At 40.6% G+C, this 23,281-nt stretch carries 16 protein-coding genes and 1 pseudogene; 10 read left to right on the forward strand and 7 right to left on the reverse strand.

The annotated features are described in order from the left end of the window. The first annotated feature begins 33 nt into the window (after window positions 1–33). Window positions 34–1,437 carry an aspartate aminotransferase family protein gene (locus MSTHT_RS02065; RefSeq protein ID WP_052721904.1) on the forward strand — a complete coding sequence of 468 codons (1,404 nt, stop codon included), beginning with the start codon at window positions 34–36 and terminating at the stop codon, window positions 1,435–1,437. Between the two features lie 274 nt (window positions 1,438–1,711). Here the strand turns inward: MSTHT_RS02065 and MSTHT_RS02070 are convergent, their stop codons facing one another. The 3 genes and pseudogenes from MSTHT_RS02070 to MSTHT_RS02080 form a co-directional block, all read right to left on the reverse strand. Continuing rightward, window positions 1,712–2,212, reverse strand: a complete 501-nt coding sequence (locus MSTHT_RS02070) for a hypothetical protein (protein WP_048166359.1) — start codon at window positions 2,210–2,212, stop codon at window positions 1,712–1,714. A gap of 158 nt (window positions 2,213–2,370) precedes the next feature. Further along, window positions 2,371–3,303, reverse strand: a pseudogene (locus MSTHT_RS02075) (ankyrin repeat domain-containing protein); the annotation flags it as partial. Window positions 3,304–3,444: 141 nt separating this feature from the next. After that, window positions 3,445–4,299 (reverse strand): tetratricopeptide repeat protein, encoded by an 855-nt coding sequence (locus tag MSTHT_RS02080; RefSeq protein WP_231588151.1) that lies wholly within the window; start codon window positions 4,297–4,299, stop codon window positions 3,445–3,447. A gap of 729 nt (window positions 4,300–5,028) precedes the next feature. On the opposite strand from MSTHT_RS02080, the gene carA reads away from it, so the two are divergent. The 8 genes from carA (at window position 5,029) to MSTHT_RS02120 (ending at window position 17,436) form a co-directional block, all read left to right on the forward strand. Then, the gene (gene carA, locus MSTHT_RS02085; RefSeq protein ID WP_048168307.1) at window positions 5,029–6,135 is read left to right on the forward strand and encodes a glutamine-hydrolyzing carbamoyl-phosphate synthase small subunit; all 1,107 of its coding nucleotides are present in this window, start codon (window positions 5,029–5,031) and stop codon (window positions 6,133–6,135) included. After that, window positions 6,135–9,407, forward strand: a complete 3,273-nt coding sequence (carB, locus tag MSTHT_RS02090) for a carbamoyl-phosphate synthase large subunit (protein ID WP_048166361.1) — start codon at window positions 6,135–6,137, stop codon at window positions 9,405–9,407. The genes carA and carB overlap by 1 nt, the downstream gene beginning before the upstream one ends. Before the next feature lie 278 nt (window positions 9,408–9,685). Further along, window positions 9,686–10,870: an argininosuccinate synthase gene (locus MSTHT_RS02095; RefSeq protein WP_048166362.1), complete on the forward strand. Its 1,185-nt coding sequence runs from the start codon at window positions 9,686–9,688 to the stop codon at window positions 10,868–10,870. 321 nt (window positions 10,871–11,191) lie between these two features. After that, on the forward strand, window positions 11,192–13,993 hold the full coding sequence (locus MSTHT_RS13655) for a HEAT repeat domain-containing protein (RefSeq protein ID WP_052721801.1): 2,802 nt from the start codon (window positions 11,192–11,194) through the stop codon (window positions 13,991–13,993). A 358-nt stretch (window positions 13,994–14,351) separates the two neighbouring features. Next, the gene (locus MSTHT_RS02105; RefSeq protein WP_148704311.1) at window positions 14,352–15,554 is read left to right on the forward strand and encodes an HD domain-containing protein; all 1,203 of its coding nucleotides are present in this window, start codon (window positions 14,352–14,354) and stop codon (window positions 15,552–15,554) included. Window positions 15,555–15,571: 17 nt separating this feature from the next. After that, window positions 15,572–16,201 carry a hypothetical protein gene (locus tag MSTHT_RS02110; protein ID WP_048166364.1) on the forward strand — a complete coding sequence of 210 codons (630 nt, stop codon included), beginning with the start codon at window positions 15,572–15,574 and terminating at the stop codon, window positions 16,199–16,201. 584 nt (window positions 16,202–16,785) lie between these two features. After that, a complete protein-coding gene (locus MSTHT_RS02115) occupies window positions 16,786–17,088 on the forward strand; it encodes a nucleotidyltransferase family protein (RefSeq protein WP_048166365.1) in 303 nt (100 codons plus the stop codon). A gap of 54 nt (window positions 17,089–17,142) precedes the next feature. After that, window positions 17,143–17,436, forward strand: a complete 294-nt coding sequence (locus MSTHT_RS02120; protein ID WP_048166366.1) for a HepT-like ribonuclease domain-containing protein — start codon at window positions 17,143–17,145, stop codon at window positions 17,434–17,436. Between the two features lie 290 nt (window positions 17,437–17,726). Here the strand turns inward: MSTHT_RS02120 and MSTHT_RS02125 are convergent, their stop codons facing one another. The 4 genes from MSTHT_RS02125 to MSTHT_RS02140 form a co-directional block, all read right to left on the reverse strand. Next, complete coding sequence (locus tag MSTHT_RS02125; RefSeq protein WP_048166367.1) at window positions 17,727–18,086, reverse strand: toxin-antitoxin system TumE family protein; 360 nt, start codon at window positions 18,084–18,086, stop codon at window positions 17,727–17,729. Next, window positions 18,083–18,403 carry a hypothetical protein gene (locus tag MSTHT_RS02130; RefSeq protein WP_231588152.1) on the reverse strand — a complete coding sequence of 107 codons (321 nt, stop codon included), beginning with the start codon at window positions 18,401–18,403 and terminating at the stop codon, window positions 18,083–18,085. Before MSTHT_RS02130 ends, MSTHT_RS02125 begins: the two co-directional genes overlap by 4 nt. Before the next feature lie 426 nt (window positions 18,404–18,829). After that, window positions 18,830–19,963 carry a hypothetical protein gene (locus MSTHT_RS02135; RefSeq protein ID WP_048166369.1) on the reverse strand — a complete coding sequence of 378 codons (1,134 nt, stop codon included), beginning with the start codon at window positions 19,961–19,963 and terminating at the stop codon, window positions 18,830–18,832. 350 nt (window positions 19,964–20,313) lie between these two features. Then, entirely contained in the window at window positions 20,314–21,423 is a 1,110-nt protein-coding gene (locus MSTHT_RS02140) for a hypothetical protein (RefSeq protein WP_048166370.1), read from the reverse strand. 582 nt (window positions 21,424–22,005) lie between these two features. On the opposite strand from MSTHT_RS02140, the gene MSTHT_RS02145 reads away from it, so the two are divergent. Then, a complete protein-coding gene (locus MSTHT_RS02145) occupies window positions 22,006–23,265 on the forward strand; it encodes a hypothetical protein (RefSeq protein ID WP_048168309.1) in 1,260 nt (419 codons plus the stop codon). Window positions 23,266–23,281 lie beyond the last annotated feature (16 nt).

A 23,281-nucleotide genomic window follows, 5' to 3' on the forward strand; every position in this document is an offset into this window, starting at 1 on the left:
TCTGAAAGTATTGGGAAAATGGGAGGAATAATTTTGGATCAGGAGAAAATTGGGGATTTTGGAGAGGTACTGGGCATGGAAAAGCCTGAGAAGATTAAGGCGCAGGTTTCGAAGCAGGGTACTGATCTTGATGAGGAAAAAATCGGACTGCTTGATTTTGTTGGCCCAAAAGCCAGGGAGATTATCGAGCAGGACTGCAATATAATGTCAGCCTGTGCAGCTCGACCCTATCCTCTTGTTGTGGACAGTGCAAAGGGCTCAATAATAAGGGATATCGATGGAAATGAGTATATTGACCTGGTTGCCGGGATTGCTGTTATGAATGCAGGTCATTCCAATCCTGAGGTTGAGGCTGCAATCTCAGCCCAGCTTAAGAAAATGACTCACTGCGGATACGGGGACTTTTTTGCCGAGCCTCCGCTGAAGCTTGCAAAAAAGTTAGAAAAGCTTTCAGGTTATTCAAAGGTCTTCTTCTGCAATAGCGGAACTGAAGCCGTGGAAGCAGCAATCAAGCTTGCCTTCTGGAAAACAAAACGTCAGGGTCTTATCTCTTTTTATAATGCTTTTCATGGTCGCACTCTGGGTTCTCTCTCCCTGACATGCTCAAAAGTCAGGCAAAAGGAACATTTTCCTGCGTTTCGCACAGCCCATTCCCACTATGCCTATTGTTACCGCTGTCCGCTTAAACTCGAGTATCCCTCGTGCGGGATCGAATGTGCAAAAGAGCTAGAAAATCTTATTTTCAGGCGGGATTTGAGCCCGGAGGATACTGCTGCCGTTTTCGTGGAACCGGTCCAGGGAGAAGGCGGATATATCGTTCCTCCTCCTGAGTTTCATGAGGAAGTAAGGCAGATCTGTACTGACAATGATGTTCTTCTTGTATCTGACGAGGTTCAGACTGGCTGTTTCAGGACAGGTCCCTTCCTTGCCCTGGAAAACTTTGGGGTCAGAGCTGAGATTTCCTGCCTTGCAAAAGCTCTCGGAGCAGGTCTCCCTATGGGCGCAATGCTTGCAGATCGCGAGCTTATGGACTGGCCTCCAGGCGTCCATTCAAATACCTTCGGAGGAAATCTTCTTTCTTCAGCCGCATCTCTTGCTTCTCTTGAATTTCTGGAAAGGGAAAACATGGAAACTCGGGTAAAAGAACTTGGTTCCTATATGAAGCAACGCCTGTGGGAGCTTCAGGATAACTTCCCTTGCATAGGGGATGTACGCGGTCTCGGTCTTATGATCGGCTTAGAGATTGTAAAACCCGATAAATCCATAGACCCCTTGACACGGGATAAAATTATCAATGAAGCCTTTAAAGAGAAAATTCTGCTCCTTCCCTGTGGGGATTCGGTAATCCGCTTCTCTCCGCCTCTGGTAATTACAAACGAAGAGATTGACCTCGGGCTTGAGAGGTTTGAAAGGGCTTTGAAGAAAGCAACAGCTTGAGTTATTGAAGAAAATTCCAGAGATTTAATATAAAATTTAAATAGTCTTCAAATAAATTACATGAAAAACGATTTCTTTTGAAAAACGATTACTTTTTTCATTAAATAAGAACAATTTTTTTCGTTAAGTAAGAATATTTTTTTCATTAAGTAAGAGAGCTTTTCTCATCAAGTAAGATAATGTTTCCACTAAGCAAGAATAGCATTATCTGGAAACTAAGATGAAATAAAATAGTTAAATAGAGAATAGTTTCCCTATTCTCATAATTCTCTCCTTATTCCCTATCCTTCTCGTTTTCCTTCAGCCCGCCTTCGACCTGCCTGAGCGTTGCAAACCTGCTTACAAGAGGAGCAATAGGAAGATCTGCGCTGAGCGTACGAATTCCTGCTTCTATCAGCGTTTTTCCGGACAGGTCTGGCAGGATCTCAAGCCCTTTTCCTGCAGGTATCTTCAGAGTTTCGAATATGGACTCAGGAAGAGGAGCAGAACTGATTCCTGTACAGGAATTAGAAACAAGTCTCGGAAGAGGTTCAGGACTCAGACGGAGATGGCAGGAAGAAGAAAGTCCCAGATTCCTGTTAGGAGAGAGTCGATTATTGAGATCAGGCATAATGCCCATGAACTGGTCGAGCACCGGGCTTGAAAAAGCGACAGACTCGTAAATAGGAGTAATCTGTCGGACAAGACCTTTTTCATGGGCTACAAGGTCAGTTAGATAAGAAGGTAAAGCTGAGTTTTCGGATTTGCTGCTGTTCATAGCAATAAGGATTGTCACGCTGGTATATCAATTATACGAGGGCAAATAATTATATGAGGGTATATCAATTCATGCGAGGGCTTTTCCTGTTTTACTCATTGCAGTTAAAAACGTAGTAGAGAGGGCTCTTGGGCACGATCTATTAAATAATGCCATGAGATTTCCTTCCAAAGAAATCAGGGTCTGGAACCTTCATTGGCTTTAGCGAGCAAATCAACAATCTCGTTGAACCCCATTTCTGCTGCGATATCAAGAGCAGTATTGTTATTATGATCCTGAATGGTAAGGTCGGCACCAGCTTTAATAAGTAATTCAACTACATCCTTATACCCTGACTGTGCTGAAAGCATCAAAGCAGTAAGCCCGCTTTCATCCCGGATATTGAGATCGGTACCACCTTCAACAAGTATCTCTACAATATCCCTGTATCCTCGCTCTGCGGCATAAATCAGAGGCGTTTTACCGCTTTTGTCCTGAATATCAGGATCTGAGCCGGCACTAACAAGTAACTCAACAATACCCTTATGCCCGATTTTAGCTGCTGCATTCAAAGCTGTATTATGGTTTTTGTCCTGAATATTGAGGTCTGCACCGGCTTTAACGAGCTGTTCGACAAGGTCTTTATGTCCCCCGTTTGCAGCAGAAATCAAAGCAGTTTCGCCGTTCCTGTCTTGGATATTGAGATTGGCACCACTCTCGATAAGCTGCCCGGCAATCTGCCTGAACCCTACTTTTACTGCAAACTTCAGAGCAGTTTCACCGTTTCCATCCTGAATATCAAGATCGGCACCAGCTTTAATTAGCGGGTCAAGAATATCCCCTCGTTCTATCTTTGCCGCAGAAATTAGAGCAGTATCGCCATTCTCATCCTGGATATTAAGATCGGCACCGTTTTCAATAAAGAATTGTACAAGGTCTCGGTGTCCGTTGTTTGCCGCATAAATAAGCCCGGTTCTACCATATGCATCCTGGAAGTTAACCCCAATTTTTCCGCTCTTCAAGAGTTTCTCTACATTTTTTGTCTGCCCATGTTTGCAAGCTTCCAAAAAGCTCTGAGTCTTATCTTTGCCGAGTAAATTCGATATAAAGCCCATCAATGCTTTCTCCTGAATTAAAGACAATATTACTATAAAGGATCTTAAATATTTAAAGTCAGGTGAAATGAATAAAATGCAGGATTAAATTACGATTAAATTCTGATCGAATCTGAATCTTCGTAGCTTAAAACAGGCTGCTTGACAATTCTTCCTTTAACACCCATTAATTTTCGCTTCACAAAATTCTTTTCCCCTGCTGGCAGCTTCGTTTCCAGGGCTGAGCTTCAGGGCGCGTACATAGCATCTGAGAGCCTCATCGTATTCCTCAAATTTACAAAGCAAGTCTCCTCCTGTGAGGAGCGAGTCGAGGTGGTCAGGATCGCTCTCAAGAGCCATCTTGAAGGCGTTAAGGGCTTTTTCATTTTCTCCAAGTTCGAGAAATACCTTGCCTTTCCAGTACCAAGCTCCGGCATTATCAGGCTTCATAATGGGAGCTTTATTCCGGGAAAAGAAACTGAACCTGGGAATTTTGCAAGCCCAATCCGACGCTTTTTTGGGTTCGGCTGCAAGAGCACAATCGAAAGTATCAAGAGCCTTTTCCAATAGTCCCATCCTGAAATACACTATACCCATACTGGTAAGGATTTTAGGAGATTCGGGATCAAGTACAAGCGCCCTGTTAAAAGCTTCCAGGGCTTCTTCATTTCTGTTCAGGGCTGATAGCACAAAACCCCGATTGGACCACTCAACAGGGCTTTCAGGCTTAAGCTCAAGTGCAGCATCAACAATTCCCAGGGCTTCCTCGTACCTTTCAAGCTTGAAAAGCGCCATTCCGTAACACGACCTTGCATCCCAGGCTTTCTCAAGAAACGCTTTTCCGCTAGCTTTTTTCCCTATTTCGAATGATATGCTTGCTGCCCTGTTCCAGGCATCAGCCGCTTCGTTATAATCAGTAAGCGCCTCTTCAAACCTGCCTATTTGAAAAGAAATCCTGCCCTTTTTGTAAGCTTCCCCTGCCGACCTGTCGAGCTCTTTAAGTACATTTGCCATTTTTGCCATTTTTGCCATTTTTCTGCCTCAGATGTAGGTAAGTAATTAAAAACTATATTCTCAAAATTTAAACGCCATAATTCGCATTCTGGATTGGTTTATAAAAGTAGTCTGCTCTCAATCTGAAGAATTACTCTGATAAAAGATTGGCATTCTATTAATATTAAACTCCTGTGAGCATGCCTCCCGAGTACTAATTCAATAAAGAAAAAAGGTAAAAAAGTAAAGGAGGAGAATAAAAGTAAAGGAAAAACCAGGAAATAAAAGTAAAGGAAAAACCAGGAAAATAAAATCAAAAATAAAAATTCCGAGCCATAAATTTGGCATAAATGCACATGGTTTTATGATCTAAAAGTATGAAATTGGGCTTCAATTAACATAAGGAAATATTACAATTTAGTATCATTTTAAGAAATTATTGTGTTTCGGTGGTTCACTTAAGTAAACCAATATTTTTCATCAATTATTCGAGATTTTTACATTAAAAATTTTATTTTTCATTGCCCTACCCTAATAATTGTATCCCTAACAATTGTATTTCTCATGGCATGAACAAACTCTATTTTGTGTGCCTGATATGCTGGAGTAAAACCTTATTTTGCAGTATAAAGGGCGGTTTTCCGCGGGGGATATTTAATTGAAAAATTTATATATTAAAAAACTGAAAAAATATGGAAAATCCAGGAATGAGGAAATTCATCGTAACACTTATACATGTCTTATGACATTTACTCGCAGGTTCAGATGATGAAAGCAGTACTAGGCTTAGAAGACGGAACAGTTATTAAGGGCACCGGTTTTGGTGCCGAAGGCACAGCTTGCGGCGAACTTGTTTTTACCACTCAATTCACAGGATATGAGGAGGCTCTAACAGATCCTTCCTACAAGGGCCAGATTTTAATGTTTACTTATCCCCTTATCGGAAACTATGGTGTCAGCGGAGAGCGCGTCCAATCCGATAATATCCATGCAGAAGGGCTTGTTGTAAGGGAGGCCTGCAAAAAGCCTTATCATTACAAATCCACCCGTTCTATCCACAAATTTTTGGAGGATGAAGGAAAGCCAGGAATTGAAGGTGTGGATACCCGGATGCTCACCATTAAAATGAGAGAACGCGGAACCATGCGGGCAGCCCTTATTACTGGCAGTGACGATGGGGAAGAAGCTGTCAATATTGCAAGAAACCTTCCACAGATCACGGATGAGGAACTTATTTCCCTTGTGACCTGCAAAGAGCCTCGTTTCATACCCGGAGCTGAAGGCGCCTGGAAAGGCATAAGCAAACGTAAACATGCGGTTGTGGTTGACCTCGGGATAAAGCGCAGCATTATAAATAGCCTGCACAGCCGGGGAATTGACCTTACACTGGTTCCTGCAACTACAAAACCCGCAGAAATTGCAAGCTATGAACCAGATATCCTTATAATCTCAAACGGACCAGGCAACCCTGAAAAAGCAAAGGATGCGATTAACGCCGTAAAGGCTTTTGCAGGCACGATTCCGGTCTGCGGAATCTGTTTTGGGCACCAGATTATCTCGCTTGCTATGGGAGCGAGGACTTATAAATTGAAATTCGGGCACAGGGGAGGAAACCAGCCTGTAAAGGACCTTGTTGAAAACAGGATTTTCATAACTTCCCAGAACCACGGGTATGCAGTTGATGCAGATTCACTTGATGGGACAGGGCTCGATATAAAATACCTGAACGTAAACGACAAAACCGTAGAAGGGGTTACCCATAAAAACCTGGACATTTTCAGCGTGCAGTTCCACCCTGAAGCCCAGGCAGGACCATTGGATACTGAGGGAACGTTCTTTGGTAAGGTTGTGAAGGTTCTTGGAGGTGAAGTTTAATGCCTAAGCGCGAGGACATTAAGAAGGTTCTGCTTATAGGCTCAGGGCCAATTACTATAGGGCAGGCTGCAGAATTCGATTTCTCAGGCAGCCAGGCATGCAGATCCTTGAAAGAAGAAGGGATAAAGGTTGTACTTGTAAACTCAAACCCTGCAACCATAATGACCGACCCTGAAATGGCGGATTCGGTCTATATTGAGCCCCTTGATGCAAGGATAATAGAAAAGATTATAGAAAAAGAACGTCCTGACGGGATTATTGCAGGTATTGGAGGACAAACTGGCCTCAATATTACCAGTGAACTTGCAGAAATGGGTGTTCTTGAGAAATATGGAGTTAAAATTCTCGGAACCCCTATCGAAGCTATTAAAAACACGGAAGATAGGGAACTCTTCAAAGAGACCATGCTCAGGATAGGGGAAAAAGTACCCTTGAGCAGAGCAGTCCACTCCTTAAAAGAAGCTGAAGAAGTTGTTGAAGAACTCGGTCTTCCGCTCATTGTCCGCCCGGCTTATACCCTCGGCGGTGCAGGAGGCGGAATTGCCCGCACAAAAGAGGAACTGCTTGAGATTACGGAACGCGGGCTCAGACGCAGCCGGATTTCGCAGGTGCTTATTGAAGAAAGCGTGCTTGGCTGGGCAGAGATCGAGTACGAGGTCATGCGAGATGCGAACGATACCTGTATCGTAATCTGTAACATGGAAAACATTGACCCTATGGGTGTTCACACAGGCGAATCGGCAGTTGTTGCTCCTTCCCAAACCCTGAGCGATGCCGAGCACCAGATGCTCAGGAGCGCCTCAATCAAGATTATCCGTGCCCTCAAGATCGAAGGTGGGTGCAATATCCAGTATGCCTTAAAAAACGGCGATTACCGTGTTGTTGAGGTAAATCCCAGGGTGTCAAGGTCATCAGCCCTTGCATCAAAGGCAACAGGCTACCCGATTGCCCGCGTGACCGCAAAAATCGCAATCGGAATGACACTTGACGAAATCATAAATAACGTTACCAAGAGCACTCCTGCTTCTTTTGAGCCGGCTCTGGACTACGTAATCACAAAGATTCCCAGGTGGCCTTTTGATAAGTTCAAAACTGCAGACAAGACCCTGACAACAGCCATGAAAAGTACGGGTGAAGTCATGGCAATCGGCAGGACAATTGAGGAGTCCCTGCTGAAGGCTTTCAACTCTCTCGATATTGACTCTCAGTTGGGAACAAAACAATGGGAGGAGCCTGAGATCAAAACCCTTCTCAAGACCCCCACAAGCGAACGTCTTTTTGTTATCTACCATGCGCTTGAGCGGGGTATGTCGGTAAAGGAAATTGCCGAACTTTCGAGCATCAATCCTTTCTTCATCTCGAAAATGAAAGGGATCGTGGAAATGGAAAAGCGCATCAGGAAGGAAGAACTTACACCTGAACTCCTGCGCGAAGCAAAAAGAATGGGTTTCTCGGATACCCGTCTTGCTGAGCTGACCGGCAGAACAAGAGAGGAAATCAGTGACCTCAGGCATGAAGCAGGAATTCTGGCTACTTTCAAGATGGTGGATACCTGTGCAGCCGAATTCGAGGCAGCTACCCCATATTACTACTCTACTTATGAGGATACCTGCGAGGCAAACCCGACAGACAGGAAGAAAATTCTTATTCTCGGAGCAGGCCCTATCAGGATAGGACAGGGAATCGAATTCGACTACTGTACCGTCCATGCTGTCACTGCGCTTAGGGAAGAAGGCATAGAAACTCTTATCATCAACAACAATCCCGAAACTGTATCTACAGACTTCGATACCTCGGACAAGCTCTTTTTTGAGCCGCTGACTCTGGAACATGTAATGAACGTCATCGAGCGTGAAAGACCTGATGGAGTGCTTGTGCAGTTCGGAGGACAGACCTCGGTGAACCTTGCACTGCCCCTCAAGCAGGAGTTAAAGCGCAGGACAGACCTTAATACCGTAATTCTGGGCACTGATCCTGAGGACATGGATCTTGCCGAAGACAGGGAAAAGTTCTATCTCCTTATGCAGAAGCTCGGCATTCCGCAGCCTGAAGGCGGCTATGCAACTTCCCAGGAAGAGGCAATTGAGGTTGCAAAGCGGATCGGTTTCCCTGTGCTTGTGCGCCCATCTTACGTACTGGGTGGGCGGGCAATGGAAATCGTGTATGATGAGATAGACCTTGAACGCTATATGAGAGAGGCAGTAAGGGTCTCGCCCGAACACCCGATCCTTATTGACGATTTCCTTGAGGCAGCCAGCGAAATCGACGTCGATGCTGTCTGCGACCAGGAAGATGTACTTATTGGTGCAATCATGGAGCACATTGAAGAGGCAGGCGTACATTCCGGAGATTCTGCTTGTGTAATTCCTCCCCAGACCCTCTCTCCTGAGGTGCTTGCCCAGGTCAGGGATTATACACGCAAAATAGCTCTTGGTCTCAAGGTCAAAGGCCTGATCAATATCCAGATGGCAGAAAAAGACGGGAAGGTTTTTGTACTTGAAGCAAATCCCCGCTCAAGCAGGACAATTCCCTTTGTCTCAAAAGCCGTGGGAATTCCGCTTGCAAAGATCGCAGCCAAAGTTATTATAGGGCACAGCTTAAAGAGCCTGGGATACACTGACGAGCCAAAACCCAAACATGTCTCGATTAAAGAAGTCCTTCTTCCTTTCGATAAATTGCCAGGCGCAGACCCTATTCTCGGGCCAGAAATGAAAAGTACTGGCGAGGTCATGGGTATTGACTATGACTTCGGAAGGGCATACTATAAGGCTGAACTTGCAGCTGACAACCTGCTGCCCCTTACTGGAAAAGTTTTCCTATCCATAAGGAATGCTGATAAAACCGAACTCGTAGGTGTTGCAAGGAAACTGCAAGAAGCAGGGCTTGAACTTATGGGCACGGAAGGAACTGTTAATCATCTTGCAAAGCACGGGATCTTCATGGATGTGGTAAAAAAAGTCCACGACGGAAGCCCGAATGTTATAGATATGATGCGCAGGGACGAGGTTGACCTTATCATCAATACTCCGACAAGCAGACAGTCCCGGAAAGACGGCTCAAGAATCAGGCGGGCAGCTGTGGATTTCAAGGTTCCATACATCACCACAATGCAGGCAGCTATTGCTGCAGCCGATGCCATCGAGACCATGAAGAAAGGACGGGAGCTTACGATTAAATCCATTAACGAGTACCACAGCGAGATGGGACAGGCTAAAAAATCCGAACTAAATCTTGTTCAGGAAAAAGAAGCTGAATCGGCAAAGATCGAGTAAAACTGGTGAAAGCCAGAAAGAATAGTGTAAAAGCTGTCAAGAACAAAAATAATTAGGAAAATTTCCGAACCAAAGTTCTACGTAACTGCTCTGAACCAGAAAAGATGGCTGTCAGCCATCTTTATATATTTTGTTTTGACTACAGATTTATTGAATCATTGAATCTTATTCAATCTTATTAGCTCCTACTCAATTTCATTAGATCTGTTTCAGGTCGTTCATCACTCAAAGTCACTCATCACTCTTATTTGTCTAATCCATAAAGGGGTAGTAAAAGCATGGCAAAAAAAGTTGCACTTGCATATTCAGGAGGGCTTGACACCTCGGTGTGCATCCCCATCCTCAAGGAAAAGTACGGGTACGATGAAGTAATTACAGTCTCGGTAGATGTAGGGCAGCCTGAAGAGGAAATCAAAAGGGCGAATGCAAAAGCCGAGAAGATAAGCGACAAACATTACACAGTAGATGCAAAGGAAGAGTTCATAAGAGACTACATCTTCCCCTTAATCAAAGCCAACGGAAGCTACGAAGGCTATGTTATGGGCACATCGGTTGCCCGACCCCTGATTGCGAAAAAAGTAGTAGAAATTGCCAGAAAAGAAGGTGCAGTTGCCCTTGCGCATGGCTGCACGGGAAAAGGCAATGATCAGCTCCGCTTCGAAGCCGTTTTCCGCCAGACCGATATGGAAGTCATCGCCCCAATGCGGGATATGAACCTGACCCGCGAGTGGGAAATCGAGTACGCAAAAGAGCACGGAATCCCGGTGGAAGCCACAAAATCCAAACCCTGGAGCGTTGACGAAAATATCTGGAGCCGCAGCATCGAAGGCGGCAGGCTTGAAGACCCCTCCTTTGTCCCGCCAGAGGAAATCTACGAGTGGACAACCTCTCCTGAAAAAGCCCCTGACCAGCCCAGGATTATTGAGATCGGCTTTGAAGCCGGCGTTCCAGTCTCCCTTGACGGCGAAAAACTCAGCGGCTACGACCTTATAAAGAAACTGAACGCCATCGCAGGCGAAAACGGCGTCGGCAGAACCGATATGATTGAAGACCGCGTGCTGGGCTTAAAAGCCCGCGAAAACTACGAACACCCCGCTGCAACCGTCCTTCTCGCAGCCCACGCCGACCTCGAAAAACTCGTCCTGACCCGCAGCGAACTAAAATTCAAGAAGATCGTCGACGACCAGTGGTCCGAAATGGCATACGCCGGCCTTGTGGACGACCCCCTTTTTGCCGACCTCAACGCCTTTATCGACAAATCCCAGGAAAGGGTCACAGGCACAGTAAAAGTGAAGCTCTACAAAGGCGCCCTCACAATCCTTGCCCGCAGTTCGCCAAATGCCCTGTATTCCGAGGATCTGGTTTCGTTTGACAGCAAGACCATTGACCAGAAGGATGCAGAAGGGTTTGCGAAGTATCACGGGTTCCAGGCGAGGATGTACAGGAAAGTGATGGATAGGTAAATTTAGGTTTTGTCTGTTCCTTTTAGAGGAATGGACTACTCTTTTTTATTGAGTTTTTATTATCTCCAATCGTTGTTTCTTATCTTGACTGTTCGGAGAGCGCACAGTTTGATTTGCTTAATAGATAGATAACCTTTTTTTGAATCGGATTTTAGACCCCGAGTTCTCAACGGTCGACGAAGGAGACCGGCCTTTCCTGAAATAAGTTTTAAAGTTGCTAGTCTAAGGATGAAGAAACAAAAGAGAATGAACAATTTCAATAAGAATTTATATTTTTAAAAGAAAGAACATGTAAAATTCTCAAATTTCTGGTGTAAAACATTGAAAAACTTGAAAACTATTTATATACAAGCACAAGACAGAAGGCGGCGAGAGAAACTTATTAAAATTGTAGATAAGCTTAATAACAAAGATAAATCGGACAGTGATCTCCAAAACATTTGGAGGCAGTATATCGAATTAATAGCTGGTGGTAATGATACAGCTACATCATTTGCAATACTTATACTAAAGACAGTAATTTCACGTATTCCTGATAAATATCAAGCTTGGGAAGACCTTCTCAGAGTGGTCTCGAGAGCAAATAAATTTCCTATAGAATTGTCAGAACCCATTTTCTATCATATTTTTGAATATCTTCCAAATAAACAAATAGCCTGGGAAGATTTGTACAAGTTAACGAGTAATAATAAAATAAATGTGAGATTAATTGCAGCATTTGTATTAGGTGACTTATTTTCACTCGTTCCTGATAAGCAAAAAGCATGGAAAGATCTGCACAACTTAGCGTGTAGTGAAGATATTTATATTCGAAAAGGAATCGCTAAATCTATAGGTACTGTGTTCCCAAATATCTTGAATAAACAGGAAGCATGGACTGATCTTCAGAAATTGGTTTGTGATCAAAATGCTTCTGTGAGGATAAGTGCAATACATTCAGTTGATTCTGTATTTCCTTATGTTCCAGATAAACAGAAAGCGTGGGAAGATTTACAGGGATTCATAACTGATACAAATGTCCACATAAGATTTATTGCAATAGGTCTCTTAGATTCAAAGTTAATTGCTTCAAATTTTACTTATGCTCATAATAGTGAGCAAACGTGGAAAAATTTACTGAAAATAGCAACTGAAGAAGAAGAAAAAGATTGGCTAATAAAGTTTAGTGAGTCGAAAGCGCTTGCTACATTATATCTGTATATTCCAAATAAAGAACGTGCTTGGGAAGATTTACATAAGTTAGTGAACAACAAAAGTGAGCATTTAAGAGAATGTGCTGCAAAATGTACTGGTATTGCTTTTCAGTACCTTAAGGATAAAGCACAAGTTTGGGAAGATTTGTACAGATTAGTCAATGACGAAGATAGTTCTGTAAGAAGTGGTGCAGCGGCTTCTTTTGGAATTGCTTTTCAATATATTGAGAATAAGACACACGCTTGGGAAGAGCTACATAGATTAGCTAATGATGAAGATAGTTCTGTAAGAAGCAGTGCAGCAAATTCTATCGGGACTGCTTTTCAATATATTGAGAATAAAGTACAAGCGTGGGAAGATTTGCATAGATTAGTTGATGACGAAAATGATTCAGTAAGGAGTGCCGTGGCAAGTTCTTTAAGTTCTGTTTTCCGAAATATTGGAGATACGAGGCAGGCTTGGGAGGACTTACATAAGCTAGCAAACGATAAAAATGAATCTGTAAGAATAAATGCGGCAAATTCTATTGAAACTGCTTTAAAGTATATCGAAAATAAAAAACAAGCTTGTGAGACATTACATAATCTATTAGAAGATAAAAGTAAGAGGGTTAGGTTTGCTGCATTATTTACGACAGTTTTCTCTTTTTCCAATATCGCAGATCAAATTCAAGCTTGGAATGATTTGCTAAAACTCACAAATGATCAAGATTATCTTATTCGTGCTAGTGTAGCATCTTTACTTTACCTTGCTTATAATGATATGAAGGAAGATAAATCCAAGTGGGAAGACTTACACAGGTTAACATATCACCATGACATGCATGTTAGAGGAGGAACAACAAGATCAATTTGCTTTCTTTTTCCAAACCTTATCGATAAACAACAAGCTTGGGAAGATCTTCATAGACTTGTTAAAGATGAATCTAGTCTTGTTCGGGAATGGGTTGCTGAATCTTTAGAAGGTTCTTTCTCTTATTTGCCTGATCAGAAACTAGCATACGAGGATTTAATGAAACTTGCTAACGATGAAGATGCTGATGTAAGGATAAACGCAAATCATTCTCTTGGAAAAATATCTATCTTTAAGGCTTCAGAAGCAGAAACTGAAGAAAAGTATAGAGAAGAGCTAGAAAATGCGATTGAGTTCTTTGATAAATCGTCTAAAGAATCTGTTTTCCACAAAACATCACCATCTAAATTTTGTCTACCATTTTACCGCTCATTTCACACAATAATTTTTGAAAAATCAAGTGCCGACGAAGAAGTTGAGAGATATCTAACTGAGGCTAGGAAAGCAATAGAAAGATCTAAAATAAAGGAATTACTTTTTGAAGCTATTGAAAACCTCGCTAAAACTTTAAGAGAAGTTCAAGAATCTAAAAAACATGATCAAAAATTCAATAGAAGTGAAATTGATTATTATAGAAGATACTTTGATCGTGTAGAGAAGCTCATGAGAGATGCCGAAGAGTTAGCACCATTTGCTACAAAAACTGTAATAAAAGGTCTTCCCATTTTTGATCGAAAGTTAAACTCCCTTCTCGAAGAAATTCGGGAAAAAGCAAAAACTGCGTGTAGGGAATCAAAAGGTACTGATACAGAAGAAATTGCATGCGCTGTCAGTAGAGAGGTCCAGAAATGGGAAATTGGTAGTCAGGAAGAAATGAATTTGTATGTGGAAAACCTCGTTCTGGTTTTGAAATCTAAAATTCCTCATACTCCTGAAAACAGAGAAATTCTTGAGAGAATTGAGTTATTGAAAGATGAGAAAAACCTTACAAAACAATATAGTATTCTGCCTACTATTATTGGATTGATACCAACTGTAAATGTGATCCCAGAGGAAGCAGTTACTAACAGGTTTGATGACCTAAAAAGAGACATCAGTAATTTCAACGAGAAACTTGATCAAGTAATTATATCTTAAAAATCGGGAATTAGTCAGGAACTTGTTATTACTGCTGGAGGGCCGATTCCACACTTTAGTATCGATCATGTCGTTACCATTTCATTACAAGAAATATCATATCCTGAACTTGAAGAAGATCTGGAGAAAATAAAAGGAGAAACAATAGATAAACTGTCCAAACTTCCAAAAAGGTTAGGTGAAAAGATAGAAGAACATCTAATTCAAAACAGAATGTACGATGTTCTCAAAAAACTGATCTAAAATAACATATTATATTAATTATTAATGAATATATATAGAAATTACTTATAAAGTGCTACTAATTTATATACTATTTAGTGTACTTGTTTTTATGAAATTACTGTTGAATTATCACGTGCCTGGTTTGGGGAAATTAAGTGCACAATTATATGAAAATTCAAGCGCTACTTATTTGTTACTAAATTCTAATGATCACATTAAGAGAATGAGGAATATAGAACAACTCGGAGTGATCCATAATGTTTATGAAGGAGTTCATCACTCTCGTTGGGAGTATGTAATGACCCAATTGGGTCTTTTACACAGGTTATATCCTTCCGACAAAAAAGCGGGTGGGAGACCGCTAGAAGGTTGGGGTTTAAACTCAGACATCGAATTTTTAGATACAAGATTTTCAGGTACAGAAGTGATCCAAATATGGATACTTCTATCAAATGCAGGGCATCTACCAGGTACTTTTTCAAGTGAAAAAGCTCTTATGAAATACATAATTAAAGATTCTCGTATAAAGGAAATTTTAAGAAATTCATTAAAAGATGATAATGTAAAGTTGTATTTTGATTACATTTTGGAAACAGAAGATATTTATAATTTTAACAAAGTTTTATCTTTCTTTTTTTTAGAGCATTATCGAGATCAAGATCCAGAATTAGTCGATTTACTAATTGAGGTACTTAAATTCTATTGTATCGGATGTGATTCTCTTAAAAAAGAAGTAACTCCTGAAAAAATGATAAGTCTAGATAAAAAAAGATCTAATTTTTTGTTAATATTTAATAGACTGAGACAAATTTCTTATTTATATCTTGATTCTTTATATGGACCAGTGCCATTTGATTTTGATTTGCCTTCAATTTTAGTAAACTTACCAGATCATATAAACGATTTGTTTATTGGTGATGGAGATCTAGTTCAAACTCTTAACTCCTTTGATTCATTTCTTTCTAATACGATATATCAATCCGAAAAATCTTTACAGGCTCATGGCTATCATATAAAGAATGTCACGAGCAAAATAAAAAATAAATCAAAAAAAGTAAATACCGAAAAAGAATTGTATGAGTTTTTAATAGATAATTCAAACTTTGAGCCCCAATATACAAATTTACAAAAATACCAAACAATTAGATTTTTATTAGATATTATTCCAGGTTACTCAAAAATATATAAAAAGATATTTAATTTTGAGACAGAAGACTCTTTAAACAAAAAATACGGGAGTACTAAGTGTATATTTACATTAGAACCTAATATAAAAAAAGATACTTATATGATGTCTCTTTCTTTCTCTGAAAGTGTACAGATAATCAATCGTTAGTCGTTCTTGGTAAATTTATGAAGGATTTAATTGAACTAAAACAAACATTTACAAAAGAAAATCCTTTTGTTACTCTTAAACCTAATATATTTAATTTATATATAGAATCCATGTTTGATAAAATATTTTCACAGCTAATACTATTTTTCTTAAAGCAAATTATCGATAGTGATTATATATATAAATATGATAATTACGACTCGTCAAAGATATCTTGCATTGGTACTTTAGGATCGAAAAATGCAGCCATTCTATTGGAAAATTACTGCGAAAATCATGAGAATATTTCGGAATCTAGGCTTCATGAAATAAAGTCAATGGTACAAGTACTCAGTTCAATAGGCTATAAAGGGAATATCATTGTTACATGTGATAGAATAAAGATACTTGATATGGATAGAAAAATGGTAACTGATTTAGATGGATTAGCTGTAGGTTTCTCAAAGAATAAATTTTCAGTTTTATTGATAGAAGCAAAGAACCAACGAAAAAGAGGTCAGAGTGCTTCAATAAAGCAACTAAAAAGAAACATTGACAAATTAAATCTTAATACCACAATCGAGTCTAGTATCAGTTGTGTAGAAAACTATTGTGCATACTCATTTACGCAGATAGACGGGAACAAATACAGTAAAATACATAGATAATTATCTAGAGAAAGTCACCACTAAAGCGAAGTATATTTCCCATTAAGAGACTAATTATCAAATAGTCTACAAGGCTAAACTAAATATTGCGCAGCCCTGTAAAGTCCCCTTATAATGCTGCGAAAATCATGGGTTTTTGGTTCTCTTTTCTTAACATTCTCTTCACAAACGTGTTCGGGGAAAATTTCAGCAGACCGCCGGCAGGAAAAATATATTTCAACTGAACTGGAAACAGGAAGATTTCTCATTTCTTATTCGGCGGTCCAGTTTTGACAGCTTTTCTTGATCCATAATTCACTTGAAAAATATAACTTTAATCAGAAAAACCCTCCCCAAAGGAAAATATCACCTCGATCTAAAAAAGCCCTGCAAAGGGCTCCTTCTAAAGCTGCAAAATCACAGCTTTTTAATCTCACTTTGATTTAAGAACATATTCCGGGGAAATTCAAGCAGACTGCTGGCAGGAGAAATATATTAAACTGAATTGGACGTGAAAAAGATTTCACCTTTCCTTAGTAATTATAAATACTACAACCACAGAATACTATAACATATCAAAAAGAGATTAAACAGAGCCTGAAAAAATGCCGGAAAACCGAGAAGCTGAAATCTATATCCGGAAACTCCATGAAATGCTCCCTGAGCTTAAAGAAAAATATCATGTCAGTTACCTTGGGATTTTTGGGTCTTACATAAGAGGAGAACAGAAACCTGGAAGTGATCTGGATATACTTGTTGAGTTCAGCAAAACTCCTACAATTTTTAAATTTGTCAACCTTGAAAACTATCTTTCGGAAGCTCTGGGAATCAAAGTAGATCTGGTTATGAAAGACGCTTTAAAGCCGAACATAGGCAAACACATCCTGAGTGAAGTTGAAGCTGTTTGAAGAGGGATCGATATTCGCGAAGCAAAGGACTATATTCAGGATATTTATGACGCAATGGAAGCAGCAGAAGAATTTGTTAGTGGCTGGACATTTGAAGAGTTTACCGAAGACCGCAAAACACAGTTTGCAGTAATCAGAGCTCTGGAAATCATTGGCGAAGCGGCAAAGAATATCCCATATGATGTGCGTGAAAAATATCCTTTTGTTCCGTGGAAAGACCTGGCAGGGATACGAGACAAACTGATTCACGCTTATTTTGGAGTAAATCTGAAGGTAGTCTGGTTATCCGTTAAAGAGGGTATTCCAGAAGCAAAACCTTATATCAAACGCATATTGGATGAAATATGATTTAGAAAAATTCCTCTCAAGAGGAAAAAGAATCGCTTAATCTAAAGAAGCCCTGCAAAGTGCCCCTTATAAAGATACAAATCAGGGTTTTTCAATTTCTCTTTTCGTAACTTTATCTTAACAAGCGTATTCGAGGAAGATTTAAGCAGGCCGCTGGCAGGAAAATATATATTAAAACTGAACAGGTAAAATTAGTGGAATTGCTCACAAGGAAGATCAAAAAGAGGTAACTTAGACCTAGACTTTTCTAAAATAGATTTCAAATGTACACTAATGAAAAATGATGAGAATCATGGATTCGAACTCAGTAGTTTCTTCACCTCACGGAGAACATCTTCTATAAATACTTCGGGAGATTCTCTGGGTTCTGCTTCATTTCCTTTATGGATATGATAAGGGAACGTTTTTAAATTTTTCCAGTGTGGAGAATTATCCCAACGCTTTATCATTGCATCCTCTTTTTGCAGGTGATAAGAATATCGTCTGAAATCGGGTCCCACACTCTCACTAATCTCCAATAGGTAGCCATCTTTGAGAGTTGCTCTTGCTTTTAAAACCTGGACAGGAGGTTCAACTATTGCTTTGAGAACTTTTAATTCAAGTACAATCTCACTGGATGAAAGAGCAGAAACAATTTTGCTTATAGTCATAAGAACTTTTCCCAATATCGTAATGCTGTAACATAGCTTTCCCAGATTATGAAATCATCCCACTCTTCAAAGTTTTCTTCCTCTACTCTCGATTGGATTCTTTTTTCAAAAGCAGAAAAGTCCATACCGTACTTCTTCTCCATTTCAGCTACCTTTTTACCATAGTAATCGATCTTTTGTTCAGCTTGGTCATGCACAAGTTGCTTTAATGCCTCCTGTTCGTCTTTATATAGACCTACTTTCACCATGTCACTTATAGGTTCAAAGATTTTACGAGGAATTTTTACGTACTCAATAGCTTCTCCCAATAGTATCACCTAACTAGCATTTTGTCTCTCCAATCTTAAATGTATTTGTATACTCATAGAATTTGTCTTTTCCACCACATTTGCAAAAATAGTTTTAAGAGATTAAAGCAAACCTTCAGTTGGAGAAATATATTAAAACTTAGTTGAACGTGAAGAGAAATTCACTTCCAATCAGAAAAACCCTCCCCAAAGGAAAAGATCACTTCGAGCAAAAAAAAAGCCCTGCAAAGTGCCCCTTCTAAATCTGCAAAAATCACGGGTTTTCAATTTCACTTTTTTAACTTTATTTTAACAAACGTGTTCGGGGTAAATTCCAGCAGACCGCCGGCAAGAAAAAATACTTTGAGCTTTCCCAACACCAATCTTTATCCTCTGGACAATTGCGCCAAATCAGTATTTAACGTGGTTATTGTGCTGATTAACTTTGTTTTAATTTTAGTCTGCGGCTTTTATTTGTTTATTTTGATCCGCAAAAACATCCATTTCTGCCTGACTCCATATCTGCCACCGTCGGTATCTGTCATATAGAGTGACATTCAGGGTCAGGAGTAGGATGAAGAATGAAGCATCAAGAAGGTTGATCGAACCATCGAACCTTGTTATCAGGAAGTCATAGGCAAGCACGATCCCAAAGTTTACGACAGACATTACTATGAACTCCTGAATTATTGATTTCCAGTGAGTTCCTCGCCTGGCAAACCACTGACTGAGTTCGGTATTTATTATAATAAGAATCGATAAGCCGATTGCAACCTGAAAACTGCTTGCACGGACTTCTGGAAGGATCTGAGCAAAAATTGTGCTTAACAGGGAAACAAGTACAATTTTTTCGATCAACTCATAATGCAGGAAGTCATCGAAAAATCTTTGGCTTGTATAATTGTCCCTAATGTTCCTTGCATGCAGGCTGTAAAACGGGAAATGCTTGTAACTGGCTGCAATTATTAAGCCGGGCCGCATAGGGGGCAAGTCTCGTAAAAGCCACCAGCCCAGGAAGATAAGGAGAGCAGCCCAGGCGATCAGGACTATTACATTTGAGGGGTTTGCCCGAATCCAGTCAGTCGTGTCCATCTGAGCAATGTGAATCCAGTATTCCTGAGGCAATTTGGCGAAGACCCAGATAAAAGCCGTAGCGGTGATCAACCTGTCTTTTGTAAGTACCTTAGGGTCCCATTTCAGGCGGACAAGCTCATAGAAAATGAAGAAATATTCAAAGACATTGGAAAAAATAAGCAATAGCAGACGCAGGTGTGTTATCTCAAAAATGGCTACGCCTATCAGCCTGTAGTAAAAAAGGAAACGCCCTGCTTCAAAGGCAAAGAAGTTTGACCAGTTTCTAAGAGTTGAAAGATAGGTAATTGCAAGATAATAAATATCCAGAGCCTTGTCATATTCCTGGTAATCTACCAGAGGCAGGTTAGTAAACTCCTGAAACAATGTCTGGTCTACCATGTCAAGGACTAAGGAAAGTATAATGCCTGGAAGCGGATAGCTGGGAATGGTAAGCGGTATCAAAAAACGAGCCGCGACTACAGCCCAGAATATAAACAGATCCGATGTCTCCGGCATTATGAGTCTTCCTCCTTTCCCGGCACTCAACCGGATCAGATATAATCACATCTTATCCGGCTTGAAAACCTACTTTCAAAATATACCTGAGAACTGTTACCCAATTTATATCATTCGGTATCTGTAGGAAAAGCGTAAAATCCTGAATCTTTAGCTCAGTAATGCGGAGCTGGTAAATCTTAGCTTAGCGGTAGTTCACATTTCTCATTTCTGATAGCTCTCATTTCTGATAGCTCTCATTTCTATTTCTCACTCTATTTCTCACTCTATTTCTCACTCTATTTCTCACTCTATTTCTCACTCTATTTCTCACTCTATTTCTCACTCTATTTCTCACGAAACCTCTCAAATTATTTTACTTTTCCTGAATCAACTGCTTCCTGGCTCCTTACATGCATTGTTCGATACCTGTCATAGAGCGTCACATTAAGTGTCAGGAGGAGGACGAAAAAGAGTGTGCTAAAAAGGTTGATTGAACCGTCGTATCTGGGCAGCAGGAAATCGAATAAAAGAATTATGCCGAGGTTCACCATGGACATGACTACAAATTCCTGGATAATAGACTTCCAGTGAGTTCCATGCTTTGCAAGCCAGTGGCTTAGTGCCGTGTTTATTACTATCAGGATGGCCATACCTATCGCAAGCTGAAGATTTGTTGACCTCACCCCGGGAAGTATTTGGGCAAAAATTATGCTGAGGAGTGATACCAGCATTATTTTCTCAAACAGAGCATTATCAAAGAATTTTTTTGAGGAATTAACCGCTGGAAAACTGATTTTTATTCCCTGTTCAGACCTTTCCCTCTGGATTACAGGAACAGGATCGGCTGCAAATGAGAGCCCTGATTTCATGGGAGGCAGGTCTCGCAGCAGCCACCATGCCATGCCAAGCAAGAATAAAGCCCATCCAAGAAGAATTAATGCGTTTGAGGGGTTTGCCCGAATCCAGTCCGTCGTATCCAGCTGAGCGATATGGATCCAGTATTCCTGCGGCAGTTTGATAAAGATCCAGATAAGTGCCGTAGCAGTGATCAGTTTATTTTTTGTAAGCACCATCGGATTCCATTTCAGACGAATTGCCTCGTAGAAGATAAAGAAGTATTCGAAAGTGTTTGGGAAGATAAATAATAGCTCCCGCAAATGCGTCAGCTCGAAAAGAGCTGCACCAACCAGCCTGTAATAGAAAAGGAAACGGCTTATCTTAAAAGCGAAGAGATTTGACCAGTTTCGCAGGGTTGAAAGGTAGGTTATAGCCAGGTAATAATTGTCAAGAGCCTTATCATAGCTCTGGTAGCCTTCAAGGGGCAGGCTAGTGAAAAGCTGGAAGATCGTCTGGTCTACCATATCAAGAATAAGGCAAGATATTACTGCTGGAAGAGGGTATATTGGAATAAAGAGCGGAATAAAGAAACGCAGCATAACTACAGACCAGAAAATCAACATATCCGAAGTATCCGGCATCCTGAATTTACCCCCTGCCCCTCAGATTTATTTTGCCAGGTTTCCTACCTGAAAAAGCTTACGATTATAACTGCCAGGCTGGAATCATTTTTACAGGCTAAAACTAATACTTAACAGGCTAAAACTAATACTTAACAGGCTAAAACTAATACTTATATTATGTATTCTTAGTTAAGCTGAGATTAATGCTCAATATTATATGCCCTTCTTTATTGTATTGATGTTATTAATGTTAGAGTTTTCGACTGCTTCAACCCTTATTTTTATATTGAATCTAATTCTCTTATTTCAAACTTTATATATGATTAGTTTTTATATATGACAGGTTTATAAATACCTATTATTATAAATTAAAAAAGGAAATTAAAAATGAAAAATTAGCTGCAAGCCATCCGGTCTGCAGCCTGGTCATTAAAGCTTAAGGGGATACATTGCAGATACGTGGGGTATTCTGCTAAAAAGATATCTATTGCAAAAATGAACAGGCAGGCTCTTTGTATTATACTGCATTGGGCAGCCGGAATTGTTTTTGATTTTGAATATGTAAAGGGCAGAAACTGTTAAAACATGGGGGAAATAGTAATGGCACAATTTAGACCTTTTGAGATGGATAGTATTCCAATAGAAGAGCAGTTCATGAACTGGAAGGAAATAGTTCAACCTTCTTATGATAAGAAATCGGTCGATGCGTACACCCGAACCCGGGTAATTCTAATGAATGGGATTGAGAGTGCTTCAATCCTTATGTCTCATGCGATGGAGCGCATGATTGAAGAGCCGGAAATTAAACGCAAGATGGCAGCAATTAGGCGTGTTGACTCCATGCAGCAGCAGACGGTTGACTGGTTAAATCCGGCTAATCAGAGTGTTATAGAGACTACACTTGGCTATGAACAGGTAGCCGTTGATCTTACTGCAAACCTTGCTAAAAACGAGCCTGATCCATATGTAAAGCAAACTCTGGACTTCGCCCTGCTTGAAGACTTCGACCATCTTTACCGCTACAGCTGCCTTTATGATTATCTGGAAGGCGGCGACCCTGAGTTTATTGTTCAGGGCAAGACCGAGGTAAAACCTGGAAGACCGACAGTTGGTCACCACCGCCATCCTGACGACAACATGCGCAAGCATTATGACAAAGACACAGCCGACATTAAAACCAAAATGAATTATCTCACCATAGTTGCAGGCGAGCAGCAGACCGAGCTTTTCTATAAAACTCACGGGAACATGTATTCAGATGAACTCGCAAGGCAGCTTTACTCCGAGATTGCCGATGTTGAAGAAGAGCATGTGACCCAGTACGGGCTGCTTGGAGACCCACGAGAAACAATGCTCGAGAAAGCTGCACTCATGCAGCTCTGTGAAGCCTATATTTATTTCTCCTGCGCACAGACTGAAACCGATCCAAGGATAAAAGCTATCTGGGAAAATTTTGCAAAAATGGAAATTGCACACTTTGAAGGCTGCGCTCACCTCATTGAAAAGTACGAGGGCAGAGATATCAGGGATGTTGTAAAGGCTGATGTTATCGAACCTCTGGTCGTTTTCGAGCCGAATAAAGAATACGTAAACAAGGTAATTGATGAACAGCTTGACATCATGCCAGATGGCATGGAATACAAGCGGCTCAGCGAAATGGCTGATACCTGGTCCAGCTTTAAGTTCCAGTGGAAGGTGAACAGCGCTGGCGTACCGAGCGAAGAAGTAGTCGGCAAAGCAAGCAGCGAACTGGCTCAGCGGGATCAGGCAAAAAATATCCAGCAGTTTAAGAATCAGCTATCTGAGCGCACAGAGAGCATAATGTCTTCACAAAGAGGAAGGGCGATGCCACCTCTCTGATATAATCTTTCAGGGT

Origin of the sequence: Methanosarcina thermophila TM-1 (assembly GCF_000969885.1) — an archaeon.
Classification (GTDB): domain Archaea; phylum Halobacteriota; class Methanosarcinia; order Methanosarcinales; family Methanosarcinaceae; genus Methanosarcina; species Methanosarcina thermophila.

What these genes read in the sequence shown, in the direction of transcription:
- MSTHT_RS02140 (WP_048166370.1), bottom strand. Translation starts at nt 21,423, where the DNA reads ATGCCGGATACTTCGGATATGTTGATTTTCTGGTCTGTAGTTATGCTG.
- MSTHT_RS02145 (WP_048168309.1), top strand. Translation starts at nt 22,006, where the DNA reads ATGGCACAATTTAGACCTTTTGAGATGGATAGTATTCCAATAGAAGAG.
- MSTHT_RS02135 (WP_048166369.1), bottom strand. Translation starts at nt 19,963, where the DNA reads ATGCCGGAGACATCGGATCTGTTTATATTCTGGGCTGTAGTCGCGGCT.
- carA (WP_048168307.1), top strand. Translation starts at nt 5,029, where the DNA reads ATGAAAGCAGTACTAGGCTTAGAAGACGGAACAGTTATTAAGGGCACC.
- MSTHT_RS02080 (WP_231588151.1), bottom strand. Translation starts at nt 4,299, where the DNA reads ATGGCAAAAATGGCAAAAATGGCAAATGTACTTAAAGAGCTCGACAGG.
- carB (WP_048166361.1), top strand. Translation starts at nt 6,135, where the DNA reads ATGCCTAAGCGCGAGGACATTAAGAAGGTTCTGCTTATAGGCTCAGGG.
- MSTHT_RS02120 (WP_048166366.1), top strand. Translation starts at nt 17,143, where the DNA reads ATGGAAGCAGCAGAAGAATTTGTTAGTGGCTGGACATTTGAAGAGTTT.
- MSTHT_RS02115 (WP_048166365.1), top strand. Translation starts at nt 16,786, where the DNA reads ATGCCGGAAAACCGAGAAGCTGAAATCTATATCCGGAAACTCCATGAA.
- MSTHT_RS02125 (WP_048166367.1), bottom strand. Translation starts at nt 18,086, where the DNA reads ATGACTATAAGCAAAATTGTTTCTGCTCTTTCATCCAGTGAGATTGTA.
- MSTHT_RS02095 (WP_048166362.1), top strand. Translation starts at nt 9,686, where the DNA reads ATGGCAAAAAAAGTTGCACTTGCATATTCAGGAGGGCTTGACACCTCG.
- MSTHT_RS02110 (WP_048166364.1), top strand. Translation starts at nt 15,572, where the DNA reads ATGAAGGATTTAATTGAACTAAAACAAACATTTACAAAAGAAAATCCT.